Source organism: Streptomyces sp. NPDC093586, from assembly GCF_044764905.1.
In the GTDB taxonomy this organism is placed as follows: domain Bacteria; phylum Actinomycetota; class Actinomycetes; order Streptomycetales; family Streptomycetaceae; genus Streptomyces.
Genome location: NZ_JBIWJA010000002.1, coordinates 130,452 through 148,013, shown reverse-complemented (window position 1 = coordinate 148,013; position 17,562 = coordinate 130,452). Strand labels below are relative to the sequence as shown.

Sequence of the window (17,562 nt, the reverse complement as noted above, 5' to 3'; positions counted from 1 at the left end):
CACACACGTTCGGGTGAATGAGGAACAAGAGGGGGCTCCGCCCCGCGGCCCGGTGAAGAGGAGCGGTACGTGAGCGAGAGCAGTGCGGAGGGTGTCGCGGACGTCGCCGCGGCGGCCGTCGCCTCCGCCGCGGAGGCCGCCACCGACGTGGCCGCCGGAGGCTGGCGCCGGGCGACCGGGATCGCCGGCGTCGCGATAGGCGTGGTCGCCGCGGGCGCGGCGGCCGGCGTGGCGATAGAACGGCTCACCGTCGGCCGCGGCATGCGCCGGAAGGCGCGGCTCGCCCTCGACGCGGCGGGGCCGTACGGCGGACTGCGCGGCACCCCCGGCAAGGCGTACGCCGACGACGGCACCGAGCTGTACTACGAGGTCGACGACGTCGGTCCGGACACCGAGTCCGCGCTCACCCGGCGCCGCCGGCGTCTCTTCGGCCGCAAGGCGCCCGTCCCCGTCACCGTCGTCTTCTGCCACGGCTACTGCCTCAACCAGGACTCCTGGCACTTCCAGCGGGCGGCGCTCAGGGGCGTCGTGCGCACCGTGCACTGGGACCAGCGCAGCCACGGGCGGTCCGGGCGGGGCGTGGCCCAGGTGCGCGACGGCGAGCCGGTCACCATCGACGAGCTGGGCCGGGACCTGAAGGCCGTCATCGACGCGGCCGTGCCCGACGGCCCGATCGTGTTGGTCGGGCACTCCATGGGCGGCATGACGGTGATGGCCCTGGCCGACGGCTTCCCCGACCTGATCCGCGAGCGCGTCGTCGGCGTCGCCCTCGTCGGCACGTCGTCCGGGCGGCTCGGCGAGGTCAACTTCGGGTTGCCGGTGGCCGGCGTCAACGCGGTGCGGCGGGTGCTGCCCGGGGTGCTGAAGGCGCTGGGGCAGCGCGCCGAGCTGGTGGAGAAGGGGCGGCGGGCGACGGCGGACCTGTTCGCCGGGATCATCAAGCGGTACTCGTTCGCGTCCCGGGACGTCGACCCGGCCGTGGCCCGGTTCGCCGAGCGGATGATCGAATCGACGCCGATCGACGTGGTCGCCGAGTACTACCCGGCGTTCAACGACCACGACAAGACCGAGGCCCTCGCCCGCTTCCGCGGTCTCCCGGTGCTGGTGCTGGCCGGGGTGCGGGACCTGGTGACGCCCAGCGAGCACAGCGAGGCCATCGCCGACCTGCTGCCGGACGCCGAGCTGGTGCTCGTTCCCGACGCGGGGCACCTGGTGATGCTGGAGCACCCGGAGCTGGTCACCGACCGCCTCGCCGACCTGCTCGCCCGCGTGGGGGCGTTGCCGCCAACGGCTACCGTTGAGGGCTGTGACTCCGCCTCTTCCTGACCGGAAGCGGCTTCCGGCCCCCGGTCGCGGTCCAGCCCGACCCGACCCCCTGCGGGGCCGACAAGCGACTACTGCGAGTGAGTGACGATGGAAGAAACCGCGAAGGCGCACATCCCGACAGAGGCCGGCCGGGCCGAGATCACCGTCACCTCCCCGGAGCAGATGCGGGAACTGGGCCGCAGGCTCGCCGGACTGCTGCGCGCCGGTGACCTGGTGATGCTGAGCGGGGAGCTGGGCGCGGGCAAGACGACGCTGACCCGGGGACTCGGCGAGGGCCTCGGTGTGCGCGGCGCCGTCACCTCCCCGACCTTCGTGATCGCCCGCGTGCACCCCTCGCTCGGCGACGGTCCGCCGCTCGTCCACGTCGACGCCTACCGGCTGTCCGGCGGCCTCGACGAGATGGAGGACCTCGACCTCGACGTCTCCCTGTCCGACTCGGTGATCGTGGTCGAGTGGGGCGAGGGCAAGGTGGAGGAGCTCACCGAGGACCGGCTGCAGCTGCTGATCCACCGGGCCGTGGGCGCCACCACCGACGAGGTGCGGCACGTGACGCTGACGGGCGTCGGCGAGCGCTGGGCCGCGGTCGACCTGAGCGTCCTCGTCGCCTGAGCCGCTCCGCGTTCGCCTCCGGACCGTTCCCCGGCCACCGCGTCCGCGACGCACGGCTGATCCCGACAACACGTCGGGAAGATATTGCCAACGGGGTCCCGCCCGTGGTCACATGGTATCCAGCCCGTAGTTAGGCATGCCTAACTACGTCCGCCCCCGACCTTCAGGAGGCGTCCGTGCCGGAGCCCGTGACCCAGCCGCAGCCGCCCGTGCCCGCCGGGGTGTCCATGCGTGACCTGCTCGCGACCTGCGCCGCGGCGGCCGCCGTCTCCACGCCGCCGCGCGCGCCGGAGCCGGAGGAGTGCCACCCCGCCCGGGAGCACCGCGAGGCCGCCTGACCCGGGACGGCCGCCTGACCCGGGACGGCCGCCCGCCCGGGGGGCGGCCTCCGGGGCGTGTCAGGGGATGACGACGACCTGCTGGCCGATCGTCGCGAACCGCCACATGACGTCACCGTCCGCGCGGGACTCCCGGATGCCGCCGGTCCGCAGGCCCGGAGCGGGTTTCGAGGACGAGCCGCCCACGGCCGCGCTGAAACCGATGACCACGCCCTCGACGCTGGTGAAGCGCACGACGTGCTCGACCGGGACGCCGTCCGATCCGGTGATCCTCTTCGAGCGCGACGTGACCGCGTAGGTGCCCGGCACCGGGTCGACCCTGCCAGGGGTGACCGTGAAGGTGTCCTGCACCTTGTTGTCCGGGCCGACCAGCCACACCCGGTCGTCGTCCAGCGAGTACACGACCCGTTCGCCCCGGCCCGAACCGAGGGGCAGGGCGTCCGGATGCCGGGCGTCGCGAGGTGCCTTGGAGGCGCCGGGGGCGGGGACGCTGGTCGCGTGCACCCTGCTCAGTTCGGCCGGCATGCGGTCCGACGCCTGGTGGGCGAGGAAACCGACCGTGCCGAGGGCCGCCGCGGTGAGCACGGCCACCCAACCGGCGCTGCTGCTTGCCACTGGGACCACCTAGGCGTCGTACGTCGCACTCATGGACACCGCGTCACGCAGAGAGATGAGAACGTCACGCTTGGTGCTCCCGGCGACGGTAGCAGCAGGCGGTCGTCCGACCCGGCCGTCCGACACGGGCCCGCGGGCGCCGTAGGCTGTTTGCGTGCTCTTGCTCGCTCTGGATACCGCCACGCCCGCCGTGACCGTCGCGCTGCACGACGGTACGGACGTCATCGCCTCGTCGAGCCAGGTGGACGCACGCCGGCACGGTGAGCTGCTGCTCCCCGCCGTCGACCGGGTGCTCGCCGAGGCCGGACTGCGACTGGACGCCGTCACCGGCGTCGTCGCCGGCATCGGCCCCGGCCCGTACACGGGACTGCGGGTCGGCCTGATGACCGCGGACACCTTCGGGCTCGCGCTCGGCGTGCCCGTGCACGGCGTGTGCACGCTGGACGGACTGGCGTACGCCGCCGACCTCGAGGGCCCCTTCGTGGTGGCGACCGACGCCCGCCGCAAGGAGGTTTATTGGGCGCGCTACGCCGACTCCCGCACCCGCCTCACCGGCCCGGCGGTCGACCGGCCCGCCGACATCGCGGACCAGGTGGCCGGTCTCCCGGCCGTCGGCGCGGGCGCCCTGCTGTACCCGGACACCTTCCCGAAGGCGCACGAGCCCGAGCACGTGTCCGCCGCCGCCCTGGCGTGCCTGGCCGCCGAGAAGCTGGCGGCGGGCGAGGAGCTGCCCGCGCCCCGGCCGCTGTACCTGCGCCGGCCCGACGCGCAGGTCCCCAAGAACTACAAGGTGGTCACCCCCAAGTGACCGAGCCCGTGACGTCGCCCGAGAGTGCCGTACTGCGCGAGATGCGCTGGTGGGACATCGACCCCGTGCTCCGGCTGGAGCGGGAGCTGTTCCCGGAGGACGCCTGGTCGCGGGGGATGTTCTGGTCCGAGCTGGCCCACGCGCGCGGGCCGGGCGCGACCCGGAAGTACGTCGTCGCGGTGCTGCCGGGCCGAGGCGGCGAGACCGGCGGCGACGGCGAGGACGGCGGCGGTGACGGCGGGACCGGCGACCGCATCGTGGGCTACGCGGGTCTCGTCGCCTCCGGTGAGCAGTCCGACGTGCAGACCATCGCCGTCGCCCGCGACCACTGGGGCACCGGGCTCGGCGCGCGGCTGCTGACCGAACTGCTGCGGGCGGCGACCGCCTTCGAGTGCACGGAAGTGATGCTGGAGTGCCGGGTGGACAACACCCGCGCGCAACGGCTGTACGAGCGCTTCGGTTTTGAACCCATCGGCTTCCGGCGCGGCTACTACCAGCCGGGCAACGTGGACGCCCTGGTGATGCGCCTGACCACAGCGCCCGGCGGCGGCCCCGCCGCGGGCGCCGACCCCGTACAAGGAACCGACAACCATGCCTGACTCACGCGACGAACCTCTCGTACTGGGGATCGAGACCTCCTGCGACGAGACCGGCGTCGGCGTCGTCCGCGGCACCACGCTGCTGGCCGACGCGGTCGCCTCCAGCGTCGACGAGCACGCCCGCTTCGGCGGGGTCGTGCCGGAGGTCGCGAGCCGCGCCCACCTGGAGGCAATGGTCCCCACCATCGACCGCGCGCTGAAGGAGGCGGGCGTCAGCGCCCGCGACCTCGACGGCATCGCCGTCACCGCCGGTCCCGGTCTGGCCGGTGCCCTGCTGGTCGGCGTCTCGGCGGCCAAGGCGTACGCCTACGCGCTGGGCAAGCCCCTGTACGGCGTCAACCACCTCGCCTCGCACATCTGCGTCGACCAGCTGGAGCACGGCCCGCTGCCCGAGCCGACGATGGCGCTGCTGGTCTCCGGTGGGCACTCCTCGCTGCTGCTGTCGACGGACATCACCTCCGACGTCCGCCCGATGGGCGCCACCATCGACGACGCGGCCGGCGAGGCCTTCGACAAGATCGCCCGCGTGCTGAACCTGGGCTTCCCCGGCGGCCCGGTCATCGACCGGTACGCGCGCGAGGGCGACCCGGACGCGATCGCGTTCCCGCGCGGGCTCACCGGTCCGCGCGACCCGGCGTACGACTTCTCCTTCTCCGGGCTGAAGACGGCCGTGGCCCGCTGGATCGAGGCCAGGCGGGCGGCGGGCGAGGAGGTGCCGGTGCGGGACGTGGCGGCCTCCTTCCAGGAGGCGGTCGTGGACGTGCTGACCCGCAAGGCGGTGCGCGCCTGCAAGGACCAGGGCGTCGACCACCTGATGATCGGCGGCGGTGTCGCCGCCAACTCCCGGCTGCGGGCGCTCGCGCAGGAGCGCTGCGAGGCGGCCGGCATCCGGCTGCGCGTACCGCGGCCCAAGCTGTGCACGGACAACGGCGCGATGGTCGCCGCGCTCGGCGCCGAGATGGTCGCCCGTAACCGGGCCGCCTCCGACTGGGACCTGTCGGCGGACTCCTCGCTGCCGGTGACGGACCCGCACGTGCCCGGCCACGACCACGTGCACGAGGTCGGCGAGGAGAACCTGTACTCATGACGGTCGCCCTGATGTGGGAGGCGCGGGCCGTGTCCGGCCGGGGCGAGGATCTGCTGGCCTGGGCGCGGGCGCAGCCGCTCGACGGCGAGCCGCTGCGCCGGGAGACGCTGCGCGCCCCGCAGGACCGGGTCCTCGTCATCACCTGGTGGGACGCCGCCCACGACGCCGAACTCCCCGAACTGCCGGAGCCGGACGGGGAGCTGGTCACGCGGGCGGTGCACCGGTGGCGGTTCGAGTCGGTGGCCGCGGACTGACCGTCGCGACGCCCCGTCCGTCGCGACGACCCGTCCGTCGCGGGGCTCAGTCCACCGGTGACACCTCCGTGTCGCAGTGCAGCCGCCGGTCCGGGCCGAGCACCCGGGCCGGCCCCGTGAGCGTCAGCCGTGCCGTGTGGCGGACGTCCGCGCTGGACGCCGCCAACCGCAGTTCCAGGGCACCCGGTTCGACCGCCCGGCGGCCCGCGCGGTCGGTGAACGCCGCGAGGTCGGCGTGGAACCGGAACGTCACCCGGCGGGCCTCGCCGGGCGCCAGCTCCAGCCGCCGGTAGCCGATCAGGCGGACGTCCGGGCGGGTCACCGACGCCACCGGGTCGTGCAGGTACAGCTGCACCACCTCGGCGCCGGCCCGGTCGCCGGTGTTGCGGACGGTCACCGACACGTCGTACGTGCCGTCCGTGCCGGTCTCCGCGCCGCCCCCGGGACCGCTCCCGGGGCCGCCGGTGAAGTCCTCCCAGGCGAACGTCGTGTACGAGCGGCCGTGGCCGAAGGCGTACAGCGGGGTCGGGTCGAGGTTGCTGACCTCGCCGGCCAGGCCCAGCGGGGGCTGGAGGTAGGTCCACGGCTGGCCGCCGGGCAGCTGCGGGATGCTCACCGGGAGGTGGCCCGAGGGGTTGACGCGGCCCGACAGCACGCCCGCCACCGCGGGGCCGCCCTCCTCGCCGGGGAAGAACGCCTGCACGGCCGCGCCGAGCCGCCCGTGCCAGCGGCCGAGCGCGTACGGGCGCCCGGTCAGCAGCACCAGGACCACCGGCACGCCCGTCGCGACCAGCGCGTCCAGCAGCGCGCCCTGGACGCCGGGCAGCCGGAGGTCGCTCGCGTCGCAGCCCTCGCCGGAGGTGCCCCGACCGAACAGTCCGGCCCGGTCGCCCAGGACCGCGACGCACACGTCGGCCTCGGCGGCCCGCGCCACCGCCTCCTCGAAGCCCGAGGTGTCCGGGCCGGAGGTGTCGCAGCCCTCGGTGAACGTCACCTTGGCGTCGGGCAGTTCGGCGCGCAGGGCGTCCAGCACGGTCGGGATGTCGATGCCCGCCGGCACCTCGGGGTGGTGGGGCAGGACGTGGGACGGGAAGGAGTAGCAGCCCAGCATGGCCAGGGCGTCGGCGGCCCGGGGGCCGACCACCGCGATCCGGGCGTCGGGGGCGAGCGGCAGCAGGCCGTCGGGGTTGTCCAGGAGCACCACCGACTCCTCGGCCAGACGGCGGGCCAGCGCGCGGTTGGCGGGGGAGTCCAGGTCGATCGCGGCGGGGTCGCCGGCCGGCTCGGGGGTCCAGTCCTCGTCCAGCAGGCCCAGTTCGCACTTCTGGAGCAGCACGCGGCGGGCCGACAGGTCGATCAGCTCCTCGGGGACCTCGCCCGCGCGGACCGCCTCCAGCAGCGGTCTGCCGTAGCACCTCACGGTCGGCAGCTCCACGTCGATGCCGGCCGCGAGGGCCAGGCGCGCCGCCTCGGCGGGGGTGCCGGCGACCCGGTGCAGGGTCTCCAGGAAGCCGATGCCGAAGTAGTCGGCGACCACCGTGCCGGTGAAGCCCCACTCGTCGCGCAGCAGCGCGGTCAGCAGCGCCGGGTCGGCCGAGGCGGGGACGCCGTCCGTCTCCGTGTACGCCGCCATCACCGACCGGGCGCCGCCCTCGCGCAGCGCCATCTCGAACGGCGGGAGCGTCACGTCGGCGAGCTCCCGCACGCCCGCCCGCACGGGGGCCAGATTGCGGGCGCCGGCCGAGGAGGCGTACCCGGCGAAGTGCTTGAGCGTGGCGACGACCCCGGCGGACTCCAGGCCCCGCACATAGGCGGTGCCGATCGTGCCGACCAGGTACGGGTCCTCGCCGATCGTCTCCTCCACCCGGCCCCAGCGGGCGTCCCGTACGACGTCCAGGACGGGGGCGAGACCCTGGTGGACGCCGACCGAGCGCAGGTCGTGGCCGATGCGCCGGGCCATCTCCTCGACCAGGGCGGGGTCGAAGGTGGCGCCCCAGGCCAGCGGCACCGGGTAGGCGGTGGCCCGCCAGGCGGTGAAGCCGGCCAGGCACTCCTCGTGGGCGAGCGCCGGGATGCCGAAGCGGCCGGCCTCGCGGATGCGGTGCTGGGCGCGGGCGAGGGACCGCGCGCCGACGGCCGGGTCGACGGGGGCGGTGCCGAAGGGACGGGTGAGCTGGCCGAGGCCGTGGGTGATCAGCTCGTCCCAGTCGTGGTCGGCGCTCATCTGGTTCTGCAGCGGGGCGACGCCGTCGCCGTCCGTGGCGGCGCCCACCCACACGCCGTACAGCTGTGCGGTCTTCTCCTCCAGGGTCATCCGGGCCAGGAGGTCGTCGACACGGGCGGCGGCGGGCAGGGCGGGGTCACGCCAGGGCGCGGTGGTCATGGAACTCCTGTCGGGGTGGACGGGACAGCTGCCCTCTCACGAGCGCTTCTTCACAGCCGACGCATCGAATGTTTCGAAGCTTCAAGCGAATGTTCCGGAAACCTATGACCCCCCGAAGTCTTCGTCAAGGGGGTCGGCAGGGATACGATCGCCGCCATGACATCCCCGCAGCCCGCCGAAACCCGGCCGCACAGGCGGTCCGCGCAGACCGCGACCCTCGCCGAGATCGCGCGCGAGGCCGGTGTGTCGGCACCGACTGTTTCGAAAGTCCTCAACGGCCGTGCCGACGTCGCCCCCGCCACCCGGGCCCGCGTGGAGGACCTGCTGCGGACCCACGGCTACCGGCGCAGGCGGGCCGAGGCGACCCGATCGCCCCTGATCGACCTGGTCTTCCACGAGCTGGAGAGCGCCTGGGCGATGGAGGTCATCCGGGGTGTGGAGAACGCGGCGCGGGACGCGGGGCTCAGCGTCGTGCTCTCCGAGAGCGCGGGCCGCCTCACGCCCGGCAGGACCTGGGCCGACCAGGTCGCCGCCCGCCGTCCGCACGGTGTGATCCTCGTGCTGTCCGGACTGGACGAGTCCCAGCGGGCCCTGCTGACCAGCCGCTCCATCCCGTTCGTGGTCATGGACCCGGCCGGCGACCCGGGCGCCGACGTGCCGTCCATCGGCGCCACCAACTGGCAGGGCGGACTCGCCGCCACCCGCCACCTGATCGACCTGGGGCACACCCGCATCGGCGCCATCAGCGGACCCACCCGGATGATGTGCAGCCGCGCCCGCGTCGACGGCTACCGGGCCGCCCTGGAGACGGCCGGGCTGCCGGTCGACCCCGGCCTGATCGTCACCGGCGACTTCCACCACGAGGCCGGCTACCGGCAGGGCCTGGAGCTGCTGCGCCGCCCCGACCGGCCCACCGCGGTCTTCGCCGGCAACGACCTCCAGGCGCTCGGGCTGTACGAGGCCGCGCGCGAACTGGGGCTGCGCATCCCGCAGGACCTGAGCGTGGTCGGTTTCGACGACCTGCCGGTGGCGCGCTGGGTGGGGCCGCCGCTGACGACCGTACGGCAGCCGCTCACGGAGATGGCCGAGGCCGCGGCCCGCCTGGTGCTGGAGCTGGGGCGCGACGACGGCTCGGCCGCGGCCACCCGGGTGGAGCTGGCCACCAGCCTGGAGGTGCGCAGCAGCACGGCACCGCCGCAGGCCGCCTGAGGGAGCGGATCGGCCGCCGTTTCGAAACTTTCGGTGCGTGCGGCCCGTCACCGTCGCCCCCGCCGGTCTCTGTCCGTCGCCCGCGTCCAGGTGCCGCCGGGACGGATCTCCGGCGCCGGCCCGGACGCGCGGGCGTGCCGACCCGCCCCACGCGGACGGACGCGGCCTCCCGTACGCCGCGCCCGCGCCGGTCAGGCGGCTGCCGGGCGCCCGATCAGCATCGTCGGCGCCCCCGCGACCCGGGTCAGGAACACCGTGGCCGCGTTCGGCCCCTGGGGTCTGACCTTGCGCCGCAGCTCCTCGGGCTCGACCGCCGAGCCGCGCTTCTTCACGGTCAGCGTGCCCACCCCCCGCTCCCGCAGCAGCGCCTTCAGCTTCTTGACGTTGAAGGGCATCCGGTCGGTGATCTCGTACGCCGTGGCGTACGGCGTCGGCACCAGCGCGTCGGCGGTGACGTAGGCGATGGTCGCGTCCAGCAGCCCGCCGCCGACCTGTGCGGCGACCTCGGCGACCAGGTGCGAGCGGACGACGGCGCCGTCGGGTTCGTACAGGTACCGGCCGGGCGTGCGGACCTCCGGGTCGGGCAGGCCCGTGCCGAGCAGGGTGCGCGGCCCCGGCAGCAGCGTCGCCCGGACCGGCCCCGGCGCGGTGCCGAACCACAGCACCGCCTCCTTCACGTCCCCGCCGTCCGAGATCCACTCGGCCCCGGCGTCCTCGGGCACCGCCTCGTGCGGGATGCCGGGCGCCACCTTCAGCGCGGCGGCGCGGGCCGCCGTACGGGCCGCCGCCACGGCCCAGGACAGCGGCGGCGAGTAGGCCTCCGGATCGAAGATCCGGCCCCGTCCGCCACGCCGCGCCGGGTCGACGAACACGGCGTCGTACCCGCTCGTGTCCACCTCCGTGACGTCCGCCTCGCGGACCTCGATGAGGTCGTCCAGTCCCAGTGCCCCGGCGTTGGCGCGGGCCGCCGCGGCCGTCGCCGGGTCGCGGTCGACGGCCAGGACCCGGATACCCGCACGGGCCAGCGCGATCGCGTCGCCGCCGATCCCGCAGCACAGGTCGGCGACGGAGGCGACCCCCAGCTCCTTGAAGCGACCCGCCCGGTACGCGGCCACGCTCGCCCGGGTCGACTGCTCCACCCCGTTCGGGGTGAAGAACATCCGTCCGGCGTCCTCGGCCCCGAACTTCGCCACCGCCCGCTGCCGCAGCCGCGCCTGACCGAGCGCCGCCGACACCAGGGCGGCCGGGTGCTCGCGGCGCAGCCGGGTGGCGACGGCCAGCTCCCGGGCGGGGTCGGTGTCGCGGACCTCGTCGAGCAGGGCGCGGCCTTCGGGGGTGAGCAGGGCGAGGAGGGCGTCGAGGTCGTTCACCGGCCCATTGTGGGCCAGTCGGTGGAAGGTGCGCCTCCGACGTGGTGTCGGGCACGGGCGGGGAGCCCGGGACTGCGAGGATCCGGCACCATGCGACTAGTACTACAAAATGACAAAAGCCGGGCATCCCGGACGGCCCGGGTCGCTTCCGGCATGTCGTCGAGGACCCGGGTGCTCGGAGGCCTCGCCGTGCTCCTCGTCGCCTCCCTCGCCTCCGGCTGCGCACAGGACACCTCCGAGGTGCGGGGCGCCTTTGGCCCGCAGCCCCTCCAGGCGCCCCCGGCCCGCGCGCTCGACACCTACGCGTCCAAGCTGCGCGCGGAGCGGGCCGCCCGGGTCGCCGCCGCCGAGCGCTGGAACCTGAGACAGGTCCCGCTGACGGCCCCGCCGCCTCCCGCGGAGAAGCCGGAGATCACGGCGCGCGCGGGCTTCGAGGTGGACGGACAGGAGGACCTCCCGCCGGTCTTCACCACCGTCCCGACCAAGGAGAGGGTCCTCTTCCTCACCATCGACGACGGCGCCGAGAAGGACCCGGCGTTCCTGCGCATGATGAGCGAGCTGAAGATCCCGTACACGGTCTTCCTCACCGACGACGAGATCAAGGACGACTACGGCTACTTCGAGGAGATGCAGGACCGCGGGGTCACCCTCAACAGCCACACCCTGAGCCACCCCTACCTCCCGGCGCTCTCCTACGAGCAGCAGAAGCACGAGATCTGCGGCATGCAGGAGGTGATCGAGGAGCGCTACGGCAAGCGCCCCGCCCTCTTCCGTCCGCCCTTCGGCAACTACAACCGGGACACCCTGCGCGCCGCCAAGTCCTGCGGCGTCGAGTACGCGCCGATCTGGAACGAGGAGGTCTACGTCGACCACTGGGAGTACCGCGAGTGGGACCAGGACCTCCACCCGGGTGACATCGTCCTCACCCACTTCCGGGGCCGCGACGACTGGGACGGCACGATGACGGACCTGGCCCGCCGCTTCCTGGACCGGGTGACCGCCGAGGGATACGCGGTGGCCCGGCTGGAGGACTACCTGTGAGGCGGGGGCGGTTCCGGCCGGCCGGGGCCGTCCTGGCCGCCCTGCTGCTCACCGGCTGCGCCCAGTTCGCCGGCCCCGCCGTCCCGCCCACGGCCGGGAAACCGGCCCGGGCGGGCGGGCAGGACCGCGCGGCACCGCCCGTCCTGGACCACGTCCGCACCACCGACCGGGTCGTCTTCCTCACCTACGACGACGGCGCCGACCGGGACCCCCGCCTCACCGCCCTGATCCGCGAACGCGGGCTCCCGGTCACCCTGTTCCTCACCGACACCGTGGCCGGACCGGCGTACGGCCACTTCGCCCGGCTGCGCTCGGTCGGCGCGAGCCTGCAGAACCACACCCTCGACCACCGCTCCCTGCGCGGCCTGCCCTACGCCGGGCAGCGCGCCGAGATCTGCGGCCAGCAGACCAAGCTCCACGCCCGCTTCGGCGTCCGCCCCCGCCTCTTCCGCCCGCCCTACGGCCGGTACGACCCGACGACCCTGCGCGCCGCCGCCGACTGCGGCATCACGGCCGTCGTCCTGTGGCGGGCCGAGCTGACCGCCGACGGCGCCCTGACCTACACCCGCGGCGCCCCCGGCCTGCGCCCCGGTGACATCGTCTCCGTCACCGCCCCGGCCCGCACGGAGGATCTCCTGCGGCGGATCGAGGAGCGGGGCCTGCGGGTGGGCCGTCTGGAGGACCACCTCTGACCTCCGTGGACGGGCCACTGCTTCACGGCCCGGGCCACGCGTCCAGCCCGTCCGGCGATCGAGGGCGAGGCCATCCAGGCCGAAGCGGGGGTCTGGGGGCGGCAGTCCCCAGCGGCGCCGGCACCCACGCCGGGTGCGCCACAGAACCGGCGTCCGCACGGGAAAGTCCGCCGACGCGCCGTCGGCATTGGCACTCCGCTTGACCGAGTGCTAATCGCGGTCATAGTCTCGGCTCTGGCACTCCCCCCTGGAGAGTGCCAACTACGCGACGGGCAGGTCCGGCACCCGCGACGACGGATCCACCTGGTCGCCACCTCAGACAGTTAACCCCGTGAGATCTCCGAAGGGGGAGGTCGGATCGTGACGACCACCAGCTCCAAGGTTGCCATCAAGCCGCTCGAGGACCGCATCGTGGTCCAGCCGCTCGACGCCGAGCAGACCACGGCTTCGGGCCTGGTCATTCCGGACACCGCCAAGGAGAAGCCCCAGGAGGGCGTCGTCCTGGCCGTGGGCCCGGGCCGCTTCGAGGACGGCAACCGTCTTCCGCTCGACGTCTCCGTCGGTGACGTCGTGCTCTACAGCAAGTACGGCGGCACCGAGGTGAAGTACAACGGCGAGGAGTACCTCGTCCTCTCGGCCCGCGACGTGCTCGCGATCATCGAGAAGTAAGACGTCGAGAAACAAGACGTAGGTCGACTCACCTCGACTCTGCTCGACAGCTGCGCCCCTGGCCCCCGCGACCGATAAGAAGCCGGGCGCGAGGGGCGCAGTCTGTTTTCCGTTAGATCAGCTTTCCGAGAGGGCTCACCGCTCCCATGGCGAAGATCCTGAAGTTCGACGAGGACGCCCGTCGCGCCCTCGAGCGCGGCGTCAACAAGCTTGCCGACACGGTCAAGGTGACGATCGGCCCCAAGGGCCGCAACGTCGTCATCGACAAGAAGTTCGGCGCCCCCACCATCACCAACGACGGTGTCACGATCGCCCGCGAGGTCGAGATCGAGGACCCGTACGAGAACCTCGGCGCCCAGCTGGTGAAGGAGGTGGCGACCAAGACCAACGACATCGCGGGTGACGGCACCACCACCGCCACCGTCCTGGCCCAGGCGCTGGTCCGCGAGGGCCTGAAGAACGTCGCCGCCGGCGCCTCCCCGGCGCTGCTGAAGAAGGGCATCGACGCGGCCGTCAAGGCCGTCTCCGAGGACCTCCTCGCGACCGCCCGCCCGATCGACGAGAAGTCCGACATCGCCGCCGTGGCCGCGCTGTCCGCCCAGGACCAGCAGGTCGGCGAGCTCATCGCCGAGGCCATGGACAAGGTCGGCAAGGACGGTGTCATCACCGTCGAGGAGTCCAACACCTTCGGCCTGGAGCTGGACTTCACCGAGGGCATGGCCTTCGACAAGGGCTACCTGTCGCCGTACTTCGTGACGGACCAGGAGCGCATGGAGGCCGTCCTCGAGGACCCGTACATCCTCATCAACCAGGGCAAGATCTCCTCCATCGCCGACCTGCTGCCGCTGCTGGAGAAGGTCATCCAGACCAACTCCTCCAAGCCGCTGCTGATCATCGCCGAGGACGTCGAGGGCGAGGCCCTGTCCACCCTCGTCGTGAACAAGATCCGCGGCACCTTCAACGCCGTCGCGGTGAAGGCCCCGGGCTTCGGCGACCGCCGCAAGGCGATGCTGCAGGACATGGCCGTCCTCACCGGCGCCACCGTCATCTCCGAGGAGGTCGGCCTCAAGCTCGACCAGGTCGGCCTGGACGTGCTCGGCTCCGCCCGCCGCGTCACCGTCACCAAGGACGACACCACGATCGTCGACGGTGCCGGCAACGCCGAGGACCTGCAGGGCCGCGTCGCCCAGATCAAGGCCGAGATCGAGAACACGGACTCCGACTGGGACCGCGAGAAGCTCCAGGAGCGCCTCGCGAAGCTGGCCGGCGGCGTGTGCGTGATCAAGGTCGGCGCCGCCACCGAGGTGGAGCTGAAGGAGCGCAAGCACCGTCTGGAGGACGCCATCTCCGCGACCCGCGCCGCGGTCGAGGAGGGCATCGTCTCCGGTGGTGGCTCCGCCCTGGTCCACGCCGTCAAGGTCCTCGAGGGCAACCTCGGCAAGACCGGCGACGAGGCCACCGGTGTGTCGGTCGTCCGCAAGGCCGCCGTCGAGCCGCTGCGCTGGATCGCCGAGAACGCGGGCCTCGAGGGCTACGTCATCGTCTCCAAGGTCGCGGAGCTCGACAAGGGCAACGGCTACAACGCCGCCACCGGCGAGTACGGCGACCTGGTCAAGGCCGGCGTCATCGACCCGGTCAAGGTCACCCGTTCCGCGCTGGAGAACGCCGCCTCCATCGCCTCCCTCCTCCTGACGACCGAGACCCTGGTCGTCGAGAAGAAGGAAGAGGAAGAGCCGGCCGCCGCGGGCCACGGCCACGGCCACGCCCACTGACGACGCGAGGCTGACAGCCACTGAGTGAGGGCCCGGCACTCCTTCGAGGAGTGCCGGGCCCTCCTCGTGCCGTCCGCTCCTTCCCCGGCTCACCCGCGCACCGGCACGGCGGGCACCACGGCCCACACGGTCTTCCCCGGGGCACCCGGCCGCTCGGCCACACCCCACGTCTCGGCCGGCTCCGCCACCAGGGCCGGCCCCGCCCGCCGTCCGCGAGCGCCGGCCGGTCCGGCGCGAGCACCGGCCACCGCTCCCCGCGCACGTCGCTCACCGCCACCAGGACACGCCCCTCGCCGTCGTACGCGAGCCGCAGCTCCGCGTCCCGCCCCGGCACCCGCCCGTGGGCGACGGCGTTGGCCGCCGGCTCGGCCACCACCAGCTCCACGACGTCGTGGCCCGGGGTGCCGTACGGCCGCCCCCAGCCGTCCAGCTGGTGCGAGGCCAGCCGCCGGGCCAGACGGGCGCCGAGCGGGGCGGCGCTGGAACGGAAGGCGAAGGAGGCGGCGGCCGTGAAGGCGGGGACGCCGGTGGAAGCGGTGGTCATGCCCCGAAGATCCCGCTTCGACGGCAGCCCCGACCAGGCGTTCCGTTCCTACGGCCGGTGTCTGTAGCGGTCGGTCCGCCGGTTGTTGGGGCAGTCGGACCACCGGCCGCCGCCGACCCCGGACCTGACGTCGTGTCGTACGAGAACCGCTCGGCCTGCCGGACGCGGCGCAGGCAGGTCGTGGAGCAGGCGTCGAGCAGCTCGCCGGAGCCGGTTCCGGTGCGGTGGGCCAGGGCGCGGGCGAAGGTGACCACGTCGCCGACGGTGTGCCGGTGGGCGGCGCGGTGTGCGCGGCGTCACCGGCGGGGAAGAGGCCGGCCGTGCCGCATGGGCTCGGGGATGTGGGAGCGGTGTCCCGTGCTCACGACAGGAGTGTCATGACACCGTAACCGCGCTTCCCCGGGGGCCGCCGCACCGGTCAGGATGGTGATCGACAAGGCAGAGGCCAGCCGGAATGACCAGCCCGGCCCGGCCGCATCACCATCAGCAGGGGGAGTCCCACCATGCTTCGCACCCGCCGCCGCAAGTCCGTCCTCGCCGCCGCGGCCCTGGTGGCCACGACGATGCTGCTGACCGCCTGTCAGGGAGAGGACACGGAGGACGGCGGCAAGCCGGCCGGGGCCACGGCCTCGGACTCGGCCGCCAAGGGCAAGTCCGGCGACGCCGGGAGTGGCACCGGCACCGGCAGCGAGTCCTCGTCGGGCGCGAAGGGCTCGAAGAGCGGCAAGGTGTCGGGCAAGTGGTCCGGCACGGTCTCCTACCTCGCCCCCGGCAAGTACACCGTCACGGACGCGAACGGCGCGAAGCAGGCGTTCTTCACCTCCGAGGACACCGACATCGAGGGCGCGGGCAAGATCTGCGGTGACGCGGACGGCCAGGCCGCCACGCCGTGCACCGAGGAGGAGCTCGAAGCCGCGGCCAAGAAGGGGTTCGGAGCGACGGTCGACGTCAAGGACGGAGTGGCGGTCAGCATCATCGAGGACCACACCAGCACCGGTGGCGGCAGCGGTACCGGCGGCGGCAACGGTACCGACGGCGGCAACGGTATGGGCGAGGGCGAGAAGTCGGGGCTCTTCTCCGGCACGCTCGGGTACATGGCCCCGGGCAAGTACTCCCTCAGCCGCGACGGTGAAGAGCGTGCGTTCGTCACCGCCACCGACACCGTCATCAACGGCGCCGGCTGGATCTGCGGTGACGCGGCGACCGTCACGCCCTGCACCGAGGAAGACCTCGAAGCCGTGGCCAAGAAGGGCGGCGTCGCTGTCGTCGTCCAGGTCGAGAACGGGGTCGCCGTCACCATCGACGAGGAGCACAACTGATCGCGGACCCGAGCGGGGCAACGGGGCGACGTGCTCCGGGGCGCGAGCTGAGCACGGCTGCCCCGCAGGGTGACTGTGCCGTACCGCTCGGCAGAGCGGGTGGAGCTCCGACCCACTAGTGGTTCAGGCCCTCGCGGGCGGGTGCAAGCCGGACGCGGGGGCTGTTTCTTTGCCTGTGCTGACGAGCCGACGACAACGCACGGGGTGATGCCGTTCGGACGCGTCGAGTGAAGAAGGCTTTCGCTGCTCGTTCACTCACACGGGGCAACTTGCCTGCGCACACCTCTTGTCGACGCGCGCACGTCCTACCCCCCCGGCTACGGACAGTGGCCGCATGACGCCAAGGGAACGAGGCGGCATCGACGCGGGAGCGGATGCGGGCACGGGCGGAACGGAACCGGACTCCAGCGGGCAGTTCCCGCGCTGCTTCGGCCGCCAGATGAAACTGCTGCGCGGGGCCGCGGGCCTGACGCAGGCGCAGTCGGGGGAGCGCGTCGGGTACGGCGAGGCGCAGATCGCGGCAGTGGGGCAGGGGCGGCGCATCCCGAAGCCGGGGCTGGTCGACGCGGTGGACCGGGTGGTGGGGCGCGCGGGGTGCTGGTGGCGATGAAGATGAAGGAGGAGGTGGCGAAGGCCCGGTACCCGTCGTTGGAACGGCGCAGGATGGCTTACGCGGAGGTGCAGGACGTGAGCGCCCTGCACACGGAGCCGAAGGAGGCCGGCCCGCTCGAAGCGGCATACGGCGTGCCGCTGCCCGCATGCGCCTGCGATACCCGGTGCGCGAGGGCGCCAAGCCCCGAGCCGGTAGGGCGAGCCTCGTACGGGACAAGCGTCGCCCCCGACCCGCACGCTTGGAGCAGTTGGTGAGTCGGGCACTTCCGCCGGGTCACCGATTCCACGAATCGCCGAAGGATCTCCGCGACGCAG

Annotated in this window: 18 protein-coding genes and 1 pseudogene; 15 read left to right on the top strand and 4 right to left on the bottom strand. The window is 73.4% G+C overall.

Annotated features, from left to right (window positions below; all coding sequences use genetic code 11):
* Positions 1-69 precede the first annotated feature (69 nt).
* From ACIRFH_RS02815 to ACIRFH_RS02805, 3 genes are all read left to right on the top strand, one after another.
* Positions 70-1,326, top strand: coding sequence for an alpha/beta fold hydrolase (locus ACIRFH_RS02815; protein ID WP_403516780.1), 1,257 nt, complete (start codon positions 70-72; stop codon positions 1,324-1,326).
* An 87-nt stretch (positions 1,327-1,413) separates the two neighbouring features.
* Positions 1,414-1,935 (top strand): tRNA (adenosine(37)-N6)-threonylcarbamoyltransferase complex ATPase subunit type 1 TsaE, encoded by a 522-nt coding sequence (tsaE, locus tag ACIRFH_RS02810; RefSeq protein WP_403516779.1) that lies wholly within the window; start codon positions 1,414-1,416, stop codon positions 1,933-1,935.
* A 176-nt stretch (positions 1,936-2,111) separates the two neighbouring features.
* A complete protein-coding gene (locus ACIRFH_RS02805) occupies positions 2,112-2,273 on the top strand; it encodes a hypothetical protein (RefSeq protein WP_403516778.1) in 162 nt (53 codons plus the stop codon).
* A 60-nt stretch (positions 2,274-2,333) separates the two neighbouring features.
* Here ACIRFH_RS02805 and ACIRFH_RS02800 read toward each other — a convergent pair whose 3' ends face one another.
* Positions 2,334-2,888: a hypothetical protein gene (locus ACIRFH_RS02800; RefSeq protein ID WP_403516777.1), complete on the bottom strand. Its 555-nt coding sequence runs from the start codon at positions 2,886-2,888 to the stop codon at positions 2,334-2,336.
* Between the two features lie 154 nt (positions 2,889-3,042).
* Here ACIRFH_RS02800 and tsaB point away from each other — a divergent pair, with 154 nt between their 5' ends.
* From tsaB to ACIRFH_RS02780, 4 genes are read left to right on the top strand one after another with little or no spacing between them, the layout of a single operon-like run.
* The gene (gene tsaB, locus ACIRFH_RS02795) at positions 3,043-3,696 is read left to right on the top strand and encodes a tRNA (adenosine(37)-N6)-threonylcarbamoyltransferase complex dimerization subunit type 1 TsaB (protein ID WP_403516776.1); all 654 of its coding nucleotides are present in this window, start codon (positions 3,043-3,045) and stop codon (positions 3,694-3,696) included.
* Positions 3,693-4,295, top strand: a complete 603-nt coding sequence (locus ACIRFH_RS02790; RefSeq protein WP_403516775.1) for a GNAT family N-acetyltransferase — start codon at positions 3,693-3,695, stop codon at positions 4,293-4,295. Before tsaB ends, ACIRFH_RS02790 begins: the two co-directional genes overlap by 4 nt.
* The gene (gene tsaD / locus ACIRFH_RS02785) at positions 4,288-5,382 is read left to right on the top strand and encodes a tRNA (adenosine(37)-N6)-threonylcarbamoyltransferase complex transferase subunit TsaD (protein WP_403516774.1); all 1,095 of its coding nucleotides are present in this window, start codon (positions 4,288-4,290) and stop codon (positions 5,380-5,382) included. The genes ACIRFH_RS02790 and tsaD overlap by 8 nt, the downstream gene beginning before the upstream one ends.
* The gene (locus tag ACIRFH_RS02780) at positions 5,379-5,636 is read left to right on the top strand and encodes a hypothetical protein (protein WP_403516773.1); all 258 of its coding nucleotides are present in this window, start codon (positions 5,379-5,381) and stop codon (positions 5,634-5,636) included. Before tsaD ends, ACIRFH_RS02780 begins: the two co-directional genes overlap by 4 nt.
* 46 nt (positions 5,637-5,682) lie before the next feature.
* Here ACIRFH_RS02780 and ACIRFH_RS02775 read toward each other — a convergent pair whose 3' ends face one another.
* Entirely contained in the window at positions 5,683-8,019 is a 2,337-nt protein-coding gene (locus tag ACIRFH_RS02775; protein ID WP_403516772.1) for a glycoside hydrolase family 3 N-terminal domain-containing protein, read from the bottom strand.
* A gap of 156 nt (positions 8,020-8,175) precedes the next feature.
* Between ACIRFH_RS02775 and ACIRFH_RS02770 the strand changes: the two genes are divergently transcribed.
* Entirely contained in the window at positions 8,176-9,228 is a 1,053-nt protein-coding gene (locus ACIRFH_RS02770) for a LacI family DNA-binding transcriptional regulator (RefSeq protein WP_403516771.1), read from the top strand.
* Between the two features lie 191 nt (positions 9,229-9,419).
* Here the strand turns inward: ACIRFH_RS02770 and ACIRFH_RS02765 are convergent, their stop codons facing one another.
* Complete coding sequence (locus ACIRFH_RS02765; protein ID WP_403516770.1) at positions 9,420-10,598, bottom strand: methyltransferase domain-containing protein; 1,179 nt, start codon at positions 10,596-10,598, stop codon at positions 9,420-9,422.
* 90 nt (positions 10,599-10,688) lie between these two features.
* On the opposite strand from ACIRFH_RS02765, the gene ACIRFH_RS02760 reads away from it, so the two are divergent.
* The 5 genes from ACIRFH_RS02760 (at position 10,689) to ACIRFH_RS02740 (ending at position 15,383) form a co-directional block, all read left to right on the top strand.
* The gene (locus ACIRFH_RS02760; RefSeq protein ID WP_403516769.1) at positions 10,689-11,639 is read left to right on the top strand and encodes a polysaccharide deacetylase family protein; all 951 of its coding nucleotides are present in this window, start codon (positions 10,689-10,691) and stop codon (positions 11,637-11,639) included.
* On the top strand, positions 11,636-12,331 hold the full coding sequence (locus ACIRFH_RS02755) for a polysaccharide deacetylase family protein (protein ID WP_403516768.1): 696 nt from the start codon (positions 11,636-11,638) through the stop codon (positions 12,329-12,331). Before ACIRFH_RS02760 ends, ACIRFH_RS02755 begins: the two co-directional genes overlap by 4 nt.
* A 360-nt stretch (positions 12,332-12,691) precedes the next feature.
* Positions 12,692-13,000: a co-chaperone GroES gene (gene groES, locus ACIRFH_RS02750; protein ID WP_053135717.1), complete on the top strand. Its 309-nt coding sequence runs from the start codon at positions 12,692-12,694 to the stop codon at positions 12,998-13,000.
* Between the two features lie 146 nt (positions 13,001-13,146).
* Positions 13,147-14,772, top strand: a complete 1,626-nt coding sequence (groL, locus tag ACIRFH_RS02745; RefSeq protein ID WP_403516767.1) for a chaperonin GroEL — start codon at positions 13,147-13,149, stop codon at positions 14,770-14,772.
* A gap of 353 nt (positions 14,773-15,125) precedes the next feature.
* Positions 15,126-15,383: a hypothetical protein gene (locus ACIRFH_RS02740; RefSeq protein WP_403516960.1), complete on the top strand. Its 258-nt coding sequence runs from the start codon at positions 15,126-15,128 to the stop codon at positions 15,381-15,383.
* Positions 15,384-15,441: 58 nt separating this feature from the next.
* On the opposite strand, the pseudogene ACIRFH_RS02735 reads toward ACIRFH_RS02740, so the two are convergent.
* Positions 15,442-15,675, bottom strand: a pseudogene (locus ACIRFH_RS02735) (FAD-dependent monooxygenase); the annotation flags it as partial.
* Positions 15,676-15,819: 144 nt separating this feature from the next.
* On the opposite strand from ACIRFH_RS02735, the gene ACIRFH_RS02730 reads away from it, so the two are divergent.
* Positions 15,820-16,635, top strand: coding sequence for a hypothetical protein (locus ACIRFH_RS02730; RefSeq protein WP_403516766.1), 816 nt, complete (start codon positions 15,820-15,822; stop codon positions 16,633-16,635).
* A gap of 334 nt (positions 16,636-16,969) precedes the next feature.
* Positions 16,970-17,245: a helix-turn-helix domain-containing protein gene (locus ACIRFH_RS02725; RefSeq protein WP_403516765.1), complete on the top strand. Its 276-nt coding sequence runs from the start codon at positions 16,970-16,972 to the stop codon at positions 17,243-17,245.
* The last annotated feature ends 317 nt before the right edge of the window (positions 17,246-17,562 follow it).

Bases quoted from the DNA above. Each gene is read 5' to 3' on its own strand.
- groL (WP_403516767.1), top strand. From the start codon at position 13,147: ATGGCGAAGATCCTGAAGTTCGACGAGGACGCCCGTCGCGCCCTCGAG.
- tsaD (WP_403516774.1), top strand. From the start codon at position 4,288: ATGCCTGACTCACGCGACGAACCTCTCGTACTGGGGATCGAGACCTCC.
- ACIRFH_RS02770 (WP_403516771.1), top strand. From the start codon at position 8,176: ATGACATCCCCGCAGCCCGCCGAAACCCGGCCGCACAGGCGGTCCGCG.
- ACIRFH_RS02780 (WP_403516773.1), top strand. From the start codon at position 5,379: ATGACGGTCGCCCTGATGTGGGAGGCGCGGGCCGTGTCCGGCCGGGGC.
- ACIRFH_RS02760 (WP_403516769.1), top strand. From the start codon at position 10,689: ATGCGACTAGTACTACAAAATGACAAAAGCCGGGCATCCCGGACGGCC.
- ACIRFH_RS02725 (WP_403516765.1), top strand. From the start codon at position 16,970: ATGACGCCAAGGGAACGAGGCGGCATCGACGCGGGAGCGGATGCGGGC.
- ACIRFH_RS02775 (WP_403516772.1), bottom strand. From the start codon at position 8,019: ATGACCACCGCGCCCTGGCGTGACCCCGCCCTGCCCGCCGCCGCCCGT.
- ACIRFH_RS02730 (WP_403516766.1), top strand. From the start codon at position 15,820: ATGCTTCGCACCCGCCGCCGCAAGTCCGTCCTCGCCGCCGCGGCCCTG.
- tsaE (WP_403516779.1), top strand. From the start codon at position 1,414: ATGGAAGAAACCGCGAAGGCGCACATCCCGACAGAGGCCGGCCGGGCC.